This window comes from Halomonas campaniensis, assembly GCF_002211105.1.
GTDB lineage: Bacteria > Pseudomonadota > Gammaproteobacteria > Pseudomonadales > Halomonadaceae > Vreelandella > Vreelandella campaniensis_A.
Window position 1 is genome coordinate 787193 of sequence record NZ_JPUA01000034.1, and the last position, 13429, is coordinate 800621.

At 59.2% G+C, this 13429-nt stretch carries 13 protein-coding genes; 4 read left to right on the forward strand and 9 right to left on the reverse strand.

The genetic code is table 11. The features are described 5' to 3' along the window. Positions 1-42 precede the first annotated feature (42 nt). From JI62_RS16035 to JI62_RS16050, 4 genes are all read right to left on the reverse strand, one after another. The gene (locus JI62_RS16035) at positions 43-1080 is read right to left on the reverse strand and encodes a YcjF family protein (RefSeq protein ID WP_088701097.1); all 1038 of its coding nucleotides are present in this window, start codon (positions 1078-1080) and stop codon (positions 43-45) included. Next, positions 1077-2480 (reverse strand): YcjX family protein, encoded by a 1404-nt coding sequence (locus JI62_RS16040; protein ID WP_088701098.1) that lies wholly within the window; start codon positions 2478-2480, stop codon positions 1077-1079. Before JI62_RS16040 ends, JI62_RS16035 begins: the two co-directional genes overlap by 4 nt. A gap of 29 nt (positions 2481-2509) precedes the next feature. Further along, entirely contained in the window at positions 2510-2701 is a 192-nt protein-coding gene (locus JI62_RS16045) for a hypothetical protein (RefSeq protein ID WP_022520445.1), read from the reverse strand. Positions 2702-2762: 61 nt separating this feature from the next. Then, positions 2763-3632 carry a D-hexose-6-phosphate mutarotase gene (locus JI62_RS16050; RefSeq protein WP_088701099.1) on the reverse strand — a complete coding sequence of 290 codons (870 nt, stop codon included), beginning with the start codon at positions 3630-3632 and terminating at the stop codon, positions 2763-2765. A gap of 138 nt (positions 3633-3770) precedes the next feature. Here JI62_RS16050 and JI62_RS16055 point away from each other — a divergent pair, with 138 nt between their 5' ends. From JI62_RS16055 to JI62_RS16070, 4 genes are all read left to right on the forward strand, one after another. After that, positions 3771-4013 carry a GlsB/YeaQ/YmgE family stress response membrane protein gene (locus JI62_RS16055; protein ID WP_008958536.1) on the forward strand — a complete coding sequence of 81 codons (243 nt, stop codon included), beginning with the start codon at positions 3771-3773 and terminating at the stop codon, positions 4011-4013. 165 nt (positions 4014-4178) lie between these two features. Continuing rightward, positions 4179-6644, forward strand: coding sequence for a YbeU/YbeR family protein (locus JI62_RS16060; protein ID WP_088701100.1), 2466 nt, complete (start codon positions 4179-4181; stop codon positions 6642-6644). Between the two features lie 199 nt (positions 6645-6843). Then, positions 6844-7371, forward strand: coding sequence for a C40 family peptidase (locus JI62_RS16065; protein ID WP_088701101.1), 528 nt, complete (start codon positions 6844-6846; stop codon positions 7369-7371). Between the two features lie 26 nt (positions 7372-7397). Continuing rightward, positions 7398-8588: an MFS transporter gene (locus JI62_RS16070; RefSeq protein WP_088701102.1), complete on the forward strand. Its 1191-nt coding sequence runs from the start codon at positions 7398-7400 to the stop codon at positions 8586-8588. 10 nt (positions 8589-8598) lie between these two features. Here the strand turns inward: JI62_RS16070 and JI62_RS16075 are convergent, their stop codons facing one another. Genes JI62_RS16075 through JI62_RS16095 form a run of 5 tightly spaced genes read right to left on the reverse strand, consistent with a single transcriptional unit; the run spans position 8599 to position 13409 of the window. Further along, positions 8599-9213 (reverse strand): ABC transporter ATP-binding protein, encoded by a 615-nt coding sequence (locus JI62_RS16075; protein ID WP_088701103.1) that lies wholly within the window; start codon positions 9211-9213, stop codon positions 8599-8601. After that, positions 9206-10042, reverse strand: a complete 837-nt coding sequence (locus tag JI62_RS16080; protein WP_088701104.1) for an ATP-binding cassette domain-containing protein — start codon at positions 10040-10042, stop codon at positions 9206-9208. The genes JI62_RS16075 and JI62_RS16080 overlap by 8 nt, the downstream gene beginning before the upstream one ends. Before the next feature lie 9 nt (positions 10043-10051). After that, a complete protein-coding gene (locus JI62_RS16085) occupies positions 10052-10852 on the reverse strand; it encodes an ABC transporter permease (RefSeq protein WP_088701105.1) in 801 nt (266 codons plus the stop codon). After that, positions 10849-11829 carry an ABC transporter permease gene (locus tag JI62_RS16090; protein ID WP_088701106.1) on the reverse strand — a complete coding sequence of 327 codons (981 nt, stop codon included), beginning with the start codon at positions 11827-11829 and terminating at the stop codon, positions 10849-10851. Before JI62_RS16090 ends, JI62_RS16085 begins: the two co-directional genes overlap by 4 nt. Further along, complete coding sequence (locus JI62_RS16095) at positions 11820-13409, reverse strand: ABC transporter substrate-binding protein (protein WP_088701107.1); 1590 nt, start codon at positions 13407-13409, stop codon at positions 11820-11822. The genes JI62_RS16090 and JI62_RS16095 overlap by 10 nt, the downstream gene beginning before the upstream one ends. Positions 13410-13429 lie beyond the last annotated feature (20 nt).

Consider the following 13429-nt stretch of genomic DNA (forward strand, 5'->3'; position numbering starts at 1 on the left):
TCCCATCTTTAGCCGAAAACAGGCTTGTGTTTGGTGACTCCATTAGCGATTTTGCGGCACCGTTTCTTTATCGAGTCGTTTGATTTGCCGCCACAGGTCTTGGCGCAGATCCGCGATCCTGGGCTGTTCATCGGCAGTGAAGGGCACCGGGCGGCAGAGCCGCTGGGCGCGTAGCCCCAGGCGTGCGCTAAGCAGCCCGGTAGCCAGGCCCTGGCCTGCACGTGCCGAGAGACGCCCAGCCAAATCCAGCGAGAGCATATCCATACTGGCGTCGGTGGCCAGTTCGCTGGCACCGGCAAAGGCCATATTGTGCAGAACATTGCGAAACAGCCGCAGGCGACTGGCGTAGCCCAGCTCAAGGCCATACAGGCGGCAGAGCCGATCCACCATCGCCAGACTCCTCCAGGCTACCAGCGCCATATCCACCAGGGTTAGCGGGCTGATCGCGACCATAATCGCGGTTTCGCCGGACATACGGGTAATCAGGCGCTGGGCTTCGCGGTCACGCGGGGCCAGCAGGTGGTAACGCAGCAGGGTCTGAATCTCCTCACCGCTATGGTGAGGCTGACTGGCGCGTTGAAAGGCCAGCCAGTGGGGATCATCGTCGGCGAGTTTGAGCTGGCGCCTGAGCTGCTCGGCCATCGCCCGAGCCTGCTTGGGTGAGCGTAGCGGTAGTTCGACAAGGTCGCCGCGCAGCTTGTCGTGGCGTTTCAGACGGCGCAAACGGCCTAGCTCTTTGAGCAGTGAGAGGCCGCCCAAGCCAATCAGGCTGATCCCGAACAGCTGCCAGGCAATGGCGAGCCACTGGGACTGAGCCATTGCATCAGGAATGCCGGTGACCAGTTCAGCGGTGCCTAGTCCGGCCCCGCCTACCAGGGCAAACAGTAACCCCCAGCGGCGTTTACGCGGCGCGCCTAAACTGGCAGCAGGTAGCGCTTTATCTTCAGGTAGAGGCGCTACAGGGTGGTGCTCACTGGCGCCAGTAAAGGCCTCGCGCTGGCGCAGGAGTGTCTCCGCATCAGAGGCCTTTTCGGGTTGATCATCCAGCGTAAAATGTCGGCGTGGCTGTGGGGTGGTCATGTCAGTTTATCTCCAATCAGCCAGTCGATGGCGGCGTCCATACGAATATGATCCAGCGCTTCTGAGCTGGTTGGCATCGGGCGAAAGCCGGGGAAGTCGAAACCCTGTTGCTGCCAGAATTCGGCAGCGGGCAGCCTTGCGGGCACATCACCGGGGTAAACCAGCACCTCTTCGCCTTCCAGGGTGGTGCCGCGTAGCGCGGGTGAGCGCTTACCTTCATGAACCACCTCGCGGGCTTCGGTGGCCCGAATCGCTGCCAGCGAGAGCGCTTTAACCGGTACGTTGGCGAAGCGTAGATCTTTGAGAGGCTCTGCCAGCAGGGCCTCTAACAACTGCACCAAGTGACCGTGTTGATCAGGAGTGACGTGGTCGGCTTTGGTGGCGGCAATCGCCAGACGGTCAATTTTAGGCGCGAAGAGGCGCGTAAGTAGGCTGCGTTGACCATAATCGAAGCTGTGCATTAACTGGCGCAGCGCACGGGAAAGGTCTTCAAAGCGCTCAGGCCCGGCATTGAGCGCGCCCAGCACGTCTACCAGTACAATCTGGCGGTCAAAGCGGCGGAAATGATCGCGATAAAAGGGCTTGACCACCTGCTGCTGGTAGTAGCGAAAGCGTGCTGCCAGGGTAGCGTAAAGGCTGTTGGCAGGCAGTGCTTCCAGCGTTTCTCTCGATGTGTTGTGTTGAGAGGCGTCGAGCTGCGGCAGCGGGAAAAACTGCAGAACCGGCGCACCTTCCAGTTCGCCAGGAAGCAAAAATCGCCCGGGCTGCAGGTCGGAAAAACCGGCCTTTTTGGCGCGCCGTAGGCCCTGAGCGTACTCCTCGGCCAGGGCAGCAAGCTGAGCTTCATCAGCTTCACCAGCAGGGTCGAGTTGCTCCACTGCGGCAAGCCATTCGCTAAACAGGCCGCGGCGCTGTTCGCCCTCATGTAGCGCCTGTGCCTGACTCCAACTGTAAAAGTCGTGTTGTAACAGCGGTAAATCGAGCAGCCACTCGCCAGGGTAGTCGAATAGATCCAGGGTCAGGTGGGCGATTTCAGGGGTCAGCCAGCCGCTGCGGGCAGGGCGGTAGCGCAGCTGTAAGCGTAACTCGCTGATGCCGCGGGTGGGTTCGGGCCAGCGCGGCGGGGTATCACGCAGGGCGACCATACCGGGGTCGTAGGGAAACCGCGGCACGCCCATGTCAGGCTGGTTAAGCCGTTGGGCGCCGAGCAGGCGGCCTTCTCTGGCAGCGGGCAGTAAATCGAGCCGCGCCTCAACGCCTGCGTGACGCAACTGATTGACCAGCGACGTCAAAAACGCGGTTTTCCCCGCTTGGGAGAGGCCGGTGACCGCTAAGCGCAGTTGGCGATCTCTTCCGCGCTCTAATAAATTGCTCAGTTCGCGACTTAACGGCTGGCGCATCCTATCGATCCCTTTGTGGCTCCTAGCCTTTATTGGCTAAACATTAATACCAGTTGCGAAAGCATCGGCAGGGTGGCAATTAAAAAGCCAACCCCTGCCAGGGTGTAGCCTGGCCAGCGGCGGGTCATCTTCTGCGCCAAGGTTAGTCCCACTAAGCACACCACCATACCGATTAAATTAAACGCCAGCGTGGCAGCTTCTAGCCATTGTTGCGGATCCATTGGATCTCCCTAGCTCAAATGCCATTGAGCACATGATAGCAAAGCACTGATGAACCGAAGATTAACCGCGGCTGAGGGTGGTTCCCAGTAGGTGCTGAGCGCCAGGCACCAGCCAGACCGGATCCAGGCGGGTATTGGCAGCTTCAACGCAAATAAAGTGGCGTGCTGCCTCGGCGGGGGTGTCGCTGGGTAGGTCGTTATTGGGGTGCCACACTACCGTGGAGTCACTCGACTGCTTGCCGATGCGCAGAGTGCGCTCGCCATCGTTGAGCAGTACGGCTTCATTGGTATGGTAAATGCGGTCAACGGCGCCTTGAACGGCCAGTGTGCCCTGCTGCTCACTCTCCGCAAAGTCGCGCAGTTTGTCGAGATAGCGCGCGCCGGAGAGACCTTCCAGGCGGCACTGATGGGTATCGGCAACGGCTAAATAGGTGTGCAGCGCGCCGCTGGTTTTGATCGGCGTTTCGCCAATGTTTTCGCTAATCAGCTCCACGTTCAAACGCTGGGCGTTAGCTTGTACCACCAAGCGTGCGGTGAGCAGTGTGTGCAGAGGCTGCGACGGGGAGAGGTGAAGCTCAATGCCCTCGGCGTGCTCATCGACAGCATCCAGGCGCCACTCAGCATGGCGGGCAAGGCCATGGAAGGGGCCATCGTGCTGGGGGCTTTCGTCGGCAAAGCGCTCGTCGGCGAACCACGGCCAGCAGAGCGGAATACCGCCCCGGATAGCGCCTGGCAGCGCCTGGGGCGTAGGCGTCAGCCATAACCAGCCGGTATCACCAGCAGGGCAGTAGTGCAGCACTTGAGCGCCCTGGAGACTAACCACCAACTCGCCCCAAGGCATATTGAAAAGCACCACGTCGCGGCCTTCCCACTGTGTCGTTTGCTGTCCTTGAGTGCTTTTAATCAGTTGATTGAGCGAGTCGGGGATCATGAATTTTCCTTTAAGAGTTGCCAAGCATCGATACCGAATAGGCGCCGAACACTAACGCTGTGTGCTATGGTAGAACAAGCGTGACTCGAAGGTAAAACGCGTAACTGCAACCCGTAATCGAAATAGTAAGGAGACTATATGGGCTTTATTGCATGGTTAATCATTGGTGGTTTAGCTGGTTGGATTGCTGGCAACATCATGCGCGGTGGCGGTTTCGGCATCCTGGGTAATATTGGTGTCGGCATCGTGGGCGCGGTTATTGGTGGTTTTTTATTCAGCCTTTTAGGCCTTTCCTCTGGTGGCTTTATCGGCTCGCTAGTTACCGCGATAGTGGGTGCCGTGGTGCTTCTTTGGGTAATCAGTAAGGTTAAAAAAGCGTAGCGATTGAGTTGCTACCTGTATGTCACCGCCCGGCCTTTTGCCGGGCGGTGTCGTTTTATGCATACCGAGGCCTAAGGCTATCGGTGTTCGCACCACTTTCCGTTACACTAGGCAGCTTTACTTCCGGCTATTTGCTGGTGTCATTGTGCTTTTTCGAGGTGCCTCTTGATCGACGCGTTAAATGCCTGGTGGGCCCAACAGCTGGTGCTGTGTGATTGGGCGTTTACTCCTCATCCGCTGGCGGTCGATGCAGGGGCGGCAGAGCAGCGCCTGCTACAACTGGGCATTACCAATCGAGGCGAGCTGGCCGAACAGCTCTTCCACGGGCTGGGAGCTCCCGCAGGTAGTGCTGACCGTTTGCTAGGCGCTTTGGAGTGGGCCGCGTTGGCGGGAGCGGCTGGCTGGTTAGAGGCTGATCAGGCGCGCAATTGGGCGCACCACCTAACTCGCCGCATCACCAGTGATTACAGCGACCTACGTGCCTGGCTAGCAGATCTGCGCCGTGCGTTAGGCGCGCGGGGCTGGGAAGTGGGGGCCGATGACCGTTTTATTGATGCCTGCCAAGCACTGGCCAAGCTTGAAACTGATGGCGAAGGCATTACCTGGGACGCGCTTGAAAATGCCTTGGCTGAACTCCCAGCACCGGCTTCGCTATGGCCCCAGCAGCCAGAAGCGCAGAGCTGGCGGTTATGCGCGCTGTTTCGGCCGATTATTGTCTATCCCGCCAGCCAAAGCGATTGGCCTGAAGCCTCCGAGTGGCTTGCCCACGTCTGGGATGTCCATGACCGCGACGCACTTATCGGTGTGATGCTATGGTTAGGTGCTCAAGGCGAACGGCAGCGCTGGGATATCGAAGCGCGCGAATTGCTCAGTATGGACAATGCCCAACGCATGGAGTGGCAGCGTAGCGTTGTGGAAGATTCGCCCTATGCGCCGGTGCTGAATAAGTTTGTCACCCAAGGCGAACCGCTTGAGTGGGCGGCTTGGGATTGGCTGCGAATTGTGGAACTCGCCTGGGCCGGTGCCTGCTGTGGTTTGCTTAGCCAAGAAGAGGCCGATGATTTGGCAGGGCACGCCGCCGACTTGATGAGTCGCCGCTACCATGATTGGCACGCTGTTCTTAACGCCTACGGACGGGGACAGAGTCTATTTGACGGCATCGATCGGCGGGGTAAAACACCCAGCGAGCGGCATCAATTGTTGCTGCACAGCGCCTATAGCCCCTGGAAGCGCCCCCCAGGAGAGCTATTGGATGAGCCTACGCGCAAGGCATCCCAAACGCGTATACGGCAATGGCGTAATACCCCTCACCACTGGCTGTTAGCCCTGGCCAGCGTACGCGAACCGGATGCCATGCTGCGCCAGATAGCCCCCTCCGCGGCGCTGCCGGAAGAGCAGCGTGCCGATGCAGCGCTCTATTTGCAGGAGTCACTTGGCCTGCATGCCGATGAAGGCGCTCATGCACTGGCGCGCTATTGGCTACCCGCCCAGGCCCATCATCTTAACCAGTTGGCGGCCGATGCAGTGCACGGCGTTTTACCCCCTTCGCAAAGCTGGTTTGGCCAACCGACCCCAGAAGAGCTTAAGCAGCGCAATGCCGTTAAAGGGGTAAGTCGCCATGCGGCCACAATTCATATGGCCGAAAAATTCGCCTTCTATCTGCATATGTCCCTCGACAGCGGCTTATTCGATCGTGCGCCGTTAATGGAATATGCCAGCGCGCTGCGCAGCTGTCTGTGCCGTTTTTACCCCAATGCCAAGCGCCTGTTAGAAGCCTGGTTCGCTTGGGAGAGCTGTCTGCCTGAGCCTGAGCACGCTTCGTTAGTGAATGAAATTATTTGGCACATTGAAGATCCCGGCAGCCTGTTTCACTGGCTGGATTGGCGTCCCGATGCCTGGCGTGAACCGGGTAGTCGCCCCACCTTGAGTCATTTCACCGCGATGTCGCTGGTGGGCCCCCTAAACAGTGCGGTGTGGAGTGAGCCCCAGCCCGAGAGCGCTCGGGAGTGCGCCGAGATTCGCGAGTGGGTGGAGAGCCATTACCACTTGAGCAATGCAGGTGATATGCAGGAGTTTTTGACCCATATGCTCGAGTCGGGGGATCGCCAGGAGTATCAGATTAACTACGCTCCCTATACCCTCAATACTGAGCGCTTAAGCGCTGAGATCGCCATTCTTGAGTCCGGCGACTGTGCTGAAGATGAACGCCACCACCTGCTGCGCTTACGTCGTGTGCGCGACAACGAAGATGGCTGCAATGAGGTGGATATGGCGGCCTGGGATATTGCCCAACTGGTCGATCTGGCCATCGCCGCGCGGCAGCTAGGCTGGCTCGATAGCGCTGCGTTCGCTAAGGTATTGGATCGTGCTTACCAATTGGCGGCGGATCACTACGCCGGGTGGCAGGAGTATGCCATGGGGATGTATGCCGGCTTCTCATTTTTTATGGGCGAAACCCCTGAACGGGAAAGCTTTCTAGCCGGGTTTCGTCAGGCGCTGGTGGCTTGGATATGTGGTGCGCCGGTCTTGGCTGGCCCATGGGTGAGCTTGGATTTTCCGGGCAATAAACCGCGCCATTTTGCGCCACTGCATATTGATACCCTGCCGGGCGATCAGCGCACGTTACATTGATGCTCGCCAAACATATGATAACTAGCTTATAGTCTTGCCTGGAAAAATTAGATTTGTCATACCGCCTTCTTATCAATGTCACGAGGTTAATCGCATGGTTGCGTTGCCACGCCCCGCTGTGACCGCTGTCCGTGTTGTAAGTGTTTGTTGTGTAGTTACATTGGTCGCTGGCTGCGCAGGTTCTGCGCGACAGAACAATATGCAGGCCCCAGATAATTACTTCTCGATGACGTTGCCGGGAATGGGGGCGAACCCGCAAATGTCCCCAGTTGATCCCATCGATGCGCATCTGCGCAGTTTGCAAGTACCGCCGCCAACAGTGATTCGTGAGGCGCTGCTGGCGCAGCACCAGCGCTGGGCGGGAACGCCTTACCGAATTGGCGGTACCTCAGAGAGAGGAATCGACTGTTCGGCCCTGGTTCGCAACGTTTACCGTGACACTTTCAATTTGGATCTACCGCGTTCCACCCGTGGCCAAGTACACGAGGGACGCCCGATCGACCGCCAAGAGCTGCAGGCGGGCGATCTGGTGTTCTTCCGCCCGCCGGGTCGCTATAACCATGTGGGGATCTACGTAGGCGATGGGTATTTTCTCCACGCCTCGACCTCAAAAGGGGTGATTATCTCCAGCCTGGATAACAGTTACTGGCAGCGCTACTACTGGCAGTCACGTCGTGCTCTGGAGCCAACGCATCTGGCCCAACTGGGCGGCACTGTTTTCCAGTAATCAGACGTTATTGATCTAGGAATGGCATGATAAAAGCCAAAACGCGCGCCTGGTGGCGCGCCACCTTGGCGCTTTGCCTCGGCTCATTTATTGTTTTTATCAACTTATACGCACCGCAGCCGCTGCTGCCAGGGTTAAAGGAGACCTATCAGGTCTCCACCTTGGGCGTCAGCCTGCTTATGTCGGTATCGACCCTCTCCTTAGCCATTGCGCTGCTGGTTTTCGGGCCTCTCTCTGATGCCATTGGCCGCGAAGGCATTATGCGCATCACGCTGCTGTTGGCAGGTGGATGCTCCATTGCCTTGGCCTTTGCGCCCACGTTTGAAAGCTTGCTGCTGCTACGCCTGGTGCAAGGCTTTGTGCTGGGAGGACTGCCAGCAGTGGCGATCGCCTGGATGGGCGATGAGTTTGAGAAGCCTGCGCTGTTAAGCGCGGTGGGGCTCTATATTGGCGCCAACTCGCTCGGCGGAATCAGCGGGCGTATCGTCGGTGGGGGCGCCGCTGAGGTCGGCGGCCCCACAGCGGCATTTCTAGCGGTAGGTATCATGACGCTTGTTGGCTGCGCGGTATTTTGGCGCCTGTTGCCCAATAGCCGCGCCTTTACTCCCCAGCGCTTCGAGCTGCGCAAAGCAGCCAGCGATTTAATCAGTCATGTGCGCAATCCGGTGTTGCTCGCTGCTTACTGTCTGGGTGGTATTAACTTCCTGATTTTTATTAACCAATACAGCTATATCACCTTTCGGCTAGCGGCAGCGCCTTACCTGCTGGCCGCCAGTGGTCTGGGGCTGATTTTTTTGACCTATCTCGGTGGAACCTTCGGTTCGATGATCTCTGGGCGATTGGCCGGGCGCTTTTCTCCCGCGGCTTGCATGATGCTGGGAGTCGTCATTTTAATGCTGGGCACGGCGATTACCTTAGCGGATTCGCTGTTACTGATTATTGTCGGTTTAACCGTTAACGCCTTTGGCTTTTTCCTGGCCCATTCGTTGGCCTCCAGCTGGGTAGGGCGCTATGCCCAGGGGGCACGGGGCAGTGCTTCGGCGCTCTACCTGGTGTTTTATTACGTGGGAGCCAGTTTGGGCGGCTTCTGGCTGGAGCCGTTCTGGCGCTGGGCCGGGTGGGCAGGGGTGAGTGTCGGTTCGTGGCTACTGCTGAGTATTACGCTGATAATTGCTTTCGGCCTATGGCGCTTTGAGCGTCGCCAAGCGATTGGATAACTGGCACTAACTAATATGGCTTCAATTGACCACCGCTTAAGTGCAAACGCTGTGGGCAGAGCCGTTCCAGTAGGGCGGTGTCGTGGCTAATCACCAGCACGCCAAGCTGGCGTAATTGCGCCTCCTGTTTTAGCGCCTGCCAAAGCTCAAGCTGGGTAATCGGGTCGAGCATGGTGGATATCTCATCGGCGACCAGAAAGCGTACCTCCGGCGCGAGCGCCCGCAATACGCATACTCGCTGCAGCTCGCCCCCCGATAGCGATTGTGGAAAGCGAGATAGCCACTTTGGTTTTACGCCAAACGCCTGGCACTGGGCATCAGAAGGCGTCCAGGCTTCGCGCAGTATTTTGGCTACCCGCCAGCGTGGGTTCACCGCCAGTTCCGGCGATTGGGGAAGCCACTGCACGGGCTGCACACCGTTTTTAGGTAGCGCCGCGCCCTCCAGGGTGACATAACCCGTCTGGGGCATTAAGTAGCCTGCCAGCAGTTTGCCCAGTGTGGATTTGCCTGCCCCCGAGTCGCCGCTTAATCCTAACCACTGACCCGCTTTCAGGGTGAGAGAAATGTCTTCCAGTATCGGTGTGTCGGGTGAAAATCGAAAACCAAGCCGGTGCGCGTTAAGCAACGTTCGTCTCCTGTTCACGCCTGCTGATGGTGGTCGTGGCAAAAGCGTTGTCCGGTAGCGCCAGCCACAAAGCCTGAGAATAAGCGCTGGTAAGAGCGGCGCCGCTGCCCTGAAAGGCGCTGGAGGGCGCGGTCTCGATCAACTTGCCACCACGCATAATGGTAACGTGGTCGGCAATCGGCAGGGCATGGCGCAGGTCGTGGGTAATCAGGATCACCGTTTTACCCTGGTCGGCCAGTTCGCGCAACGCGCCCAGTACGCGCTGGCGCTGGTGTGGGTCAAGGCCTACGCTGGGTTCGTCAGCAATCACCAACCTGGCCTGGCTGACGTGGGCCATGGCCGTCAACACGCGCCGGGCCATACCGCCGGAAAGCTCGTGGGCGTAGGCCTGCTGTGCTCGGGCGTCTAGCTGATAGTGAGTAAGGGCTTGTTGGGAGGCGTGCCAAGCATGGGCTGATGGCTGACCTGCGCGCTGGGCCGCCCAGGCCACCTGGCGCTGAGTACGCACCAGCGGGTCTAAGGCGCTTAGCGATTGGGGGATCAGCGCCAGCTCCCGGCCGCGAAGCCGGCGTTGGCGTGATGCATCAAGAGGTTTTCCTTGGTAGTAAAGCTGCCCGTTTAAGCGCGCAGGTGTGGGCAGTAACCCCATGATCGCATAGGCCAACAAACTTTTTCCGGCGCCGGAGGCACCCACCACCGCATGCACCTCGCCTGGGGAAAACGTTAGCGAAAATGCATCCAGACAGGTAGCCCAGCGACGCTTCCACCATGCGGTATAACCGTCTGCATAGTAGGGTAACTGGAGTGTTAAACGGTCGATCGTGAGCATTGCAACCTCCTAAAGAGCCCGCCGTAGCTGGCTGGAGAGGCGCTCGAAACCCAGCACCATCAGTAACAGCCCCAAGCCGGGAAATACCCCCAGCCACCAGTAGCCGCCGCTTAAGTAGCGCATGGCATCCGCCAGCAAAACGCCAATAGCGGGCTGGCTGGGGCTTAGGCCAAAGCCCAAAAAGGTCAGTGCGGCTTCGTGGAGAATCGCGTGGGGGAACAGCAGTAGGGCGCCCACCAGGCAGTGGGGCAATAAATGGGGGAGCAGGTGGCCGTGGAGCACAAACCAGCGCGACTTACCCAGCGCACGCGAGATGCGCACATAGGGCGCCTGGCGCAGTTGCCATAGCTCGGCGCGTAGCACCCGGGCCAGGCTGGGCCAGTGGGTCACGGCCACGGCAATAATGACTGCCTGGGTGCCGCCACCTAGGGCAAAGGCGATCAGCATCAATAAAATCAGGTGGGGCACGCTAAGCAGCGTATCAATCAGCAGACTCACCAGGGCATCCAGCCGCGCTGACAGCGTGGCTAGGGCTGCCAAGCTCAGCGCAATCAGCGTGCTCAGGAGAGCGGCCAGGCAGCCCACCCAGAAGCTTAGCGCCAGCCCGGCAAGGGTTCGTGCCCAGAGTTCACGGCCCAGCGCGTCGGTGCCCAGCCAGTGTTCAACGCTAGGCGGGGCTAGCCGGGCATCAAACTGCATCTGTTGCGGTGAATCACCTAGCAGCCACTGGCTAGCGGCAAGCCCTACGACCAGCAGGGTGGCGACGCCCAGGCTGAAGGCGGCGCGCAGGCGCGGCTGAGGCTGACTCATAAACCACCTGGCTGAATGCGTGGGTCAATAACGGCGTAGAGGCTATCGGCGATCATATTGCCGATGCTGACAAACAGGGCGGTAAATAGCGCGATGCCCAGCAGCAGGGGAACGTCACTGCGTAGGCCTGCGGCCACCGTGGCTTGGCCCAGACCCGGGTAGGTGAACACCTGCTCGATTAGGATCGAGCCGCCAAACAGTTCGCCCAGTGAGGCAAACGCCAGCGTCACTGCGGGTAAACTGGCGTGCCGGAGACCATGGCGCCAGGCCACATCTATTCGACTGGCGCCCTGGGCAAAGGCGTGGGTAGCAACCTCTGAGCGCATTAGCTCAAGCATGCGGGCGCGGGTATGCAGGGTAATATTGGCGATGCCCAGCAGTGCCAAGGTGACGATTGGTAAGAGTAGATGATGTAACCGGGTGACGAGGGTGACGTCTTGATTCAAGACCCCGGCTGGCCCCGCGCAACAGGTAGGTGTCCAGCCTAGCGTTACCGAAAACAGCAGCACCGCAAGTATCGCCAGCCAAAAAGCGGGCGTGGAGGCGGTAATGAGGGCGTAGGTGCTGATGATGCTATCCAGCTTGGAGCCCTCTTTGGCACCTGCCACCACGCCGAGGCTAAACCCCAGCAGCGCCGAGAGCAGCCAGGCACTGCCGAGTAGCGCAATGGAGCGTTGAAAGCGCTGGCCGATCACCTCGCTAACCGGCTGGTTGTATACATGACTCCAGCCCAAATCACCGCTGATTAGCTGACGCAGCCAGTGGCCAAACTGAACGGCAGGTGACTGATCGAACCCCCAGCGCTGGGCAATCAGGGCGCGCTGTTCGGGGCTGACCTGGGCCATTTGCGGGCCCAGGTAGGCATCAACGGGGTCAACCGGTGAGGCCATCATCAGCCCATAAGACACCAGGGCGACGCAGAGGAGTACCAGCGCCAGACGGGCCAAGCGCTTGATGGTAAGCGCAATCAGTCGCACGTCCAGCGCCACTCAAGCAGGTTGGCGGTGATCGGCCAGCCGTGACCGTGGGGTGCCACGCCCAGTTCGCCCATATCCAAGCAGGTGTCAGCAAAATAGATGTGTTCTAGGTTGACCAGCCACGCCCAGCTGCTATCGCCGCGTACGCCGTAGCCGGTGGTGCCGTCCCACTGCGCCGCCTGCCATTCCCGGTTGGCTTGCTCGATACTTGCCGCCGCCTGGGCGTTATCCAAGTGGGCATCTACCTGAGGATTAGCGTAGAAACCGCTGTTGTAGAAACCGTTACCCGCATGCTGGCTGTGGAAGAGGTAGTAGATCTCCTGGGGGCTGTGGCTACCAAAGCCGAACATAATGGCGTCCTGGTGTAGCGCTTCACGCTGGATTTCATCCCAGTGGCGGCCGGTGGGCTGCATCTCAATCCCCAGCGGGCGCACCATGGCAGCGCTTACTTCTGCAAGCAACTGACGAGTGGTATCGTTTGAAGGGTAGGTAAGCCGAAAGCGTGCGGGCAGGCCCTCTTTATAGCGCAGGCCATCGTCACCTAGCCGCCAGCCTGCGGCGTCGAGTGTCGCCTCTGCCTGGGCAAGGTCGGGTGCGGCAAGGTGCTCATCGCTACTGCTCCAGGGGAGACCATCCGCCGGGCCAAAGGCGGGGCGACCGTAACCCTGCAAGGCCACCTCCACCAGCGTATCGCGGTCAACGGCAAGGTTAATCGCCTGGCGGATAGCAATGTCTGCGGTTACGTCGTTGCCAATGGGTGCGCCGGAGGCGGCGTGTTCGCCATTAGCCGTCTGCATGGGAAAAAGAATGCCGCGATTATCGACACTCTCCATAATCACCCGCTGCATATGTGCTGGCACATTGGTCGCCAGTGCAGGAGGAACCGAGGCGATATCCACCTGGCCAGCATGGGCAGCACTTAGCGTGGCGTCTTCACCGGTAAACAGAAACACCAGCTGTTCAAACACGGGCGTAGGGCCGTAGAAGTAAGGATTACGTTCTACAATCAACTGTTCTCCTTCCTGCCACTCTACCAACTGATAGGGCCCAGACCCCAAGGGGTGACGACCATACTGATCACTGTAGCCGTTGGCACGCTCGGCGCTTGGAACAATACCCAGCGTCATTAGCTGATCAATAAAGGTGATGCGAGGGGTACTGAGGTGAAGCGTGACGGTATACTCATCCACAGCTTGCGCATGATCCAGGGCGCTTAGGTCGGCCCGCCCGCCTGCCTTGGCCGCTGCGTTGAAGGTATCGGCCACATCGTCAGCGGTTAGCGGTGTGCCGTCGGCAAAGCGGGCATCGTCACGCAGTGTGAGTGTCCAGGTCAGACGGTCTTCAGAAAGCCGCCACGCAGTGGCCAGCTCTGGCTGCGGCGCAAGATCCTTGCCCCGTGAGAGCAGCGTCGACTGGAACAGTGGATTGCCATACTGACCCCAGCCCAGCAGTGGGTCGAAACCCTGTTCGGGTTCGCCGCCAATGGCAAGCACCAGCTGCTCTTTTGCTTGCACCGCGGTAGCTACGACTAAACAACTTAACGCAATACCCAGTAAGATGGGCCGAGTTGGTTTAGCCATCGCTTTATCCTTTATGCTGT

Coding starts and splice junctions, on each gene's coding strand:
- JI62_RS16095 (WP_088701107.1), bottom strand. CDS start 13,409: ATGGCTAAACCAACTCGGCCCATCTTACTGGGTATTGCGTTAAGTTGT.
- JI62_RS16045 (WP_022520445.1), bottom strand. CDS start 2,701: ATGGATCCGCAACAATGGCTAGAAGCTGCCACGCTGGCGTTTAATTTA.
- JI62_RS16050 (WP_088701099.1), bottom strand. CDS start 3,632: ATGATCCCCGACTCGCTCAATCAACTGATTAAAAGCACTCAAGGACAG.
- JI62_RS16035 (WP_088701097.1), bottom strand. CDS start 1,080: ATGACCACCCCACAGCCACGCCGACATTTTACGCTGGATGATCAACCC.
- JI62_RS16065 (WP_088701101.1), top strand. CDS start 6,844: ATGCAGGCCCCAGATAATTACTTCTCGATGACGTTGCCGGGAATGGGG.
- JI62_RS16055 (WP_008958536.1), top strand. CDS start 3,771: ATGGGCTTTATTGCATGGTTAATCATTGGTGGTTTAGCTGGTTGGATT.
- JI62_RS16070 (WP_088701102.1), top strand. CDS start 7,398: ATGATAAAAGCCAAAACGCGCGCCTGGTGGCGCGCCACCTTGGCGCTT.
- JI62_RS16085 (WP_088701105.1), bottom strand. CDS start 10,852: ATGAGTCAGCCTCAGCCGCGCCTGCGCGCCGCCTTCAGCCTGGGCGTC.
- JI62_RS16040 (WP_088701098.1), bottom strand. CDS start 2,480: ATGCGCCAGCCGTTAAGTCGCGAACTGAGCAATTTATTAGAGCGCGGA.
- JI62_RS16080 (WP_088701104.1), bottom strand. CDS start 10,042: ATGCTCACGATCGACCGTTTAACACTCCAGTTACCCTACTATGCAGAC.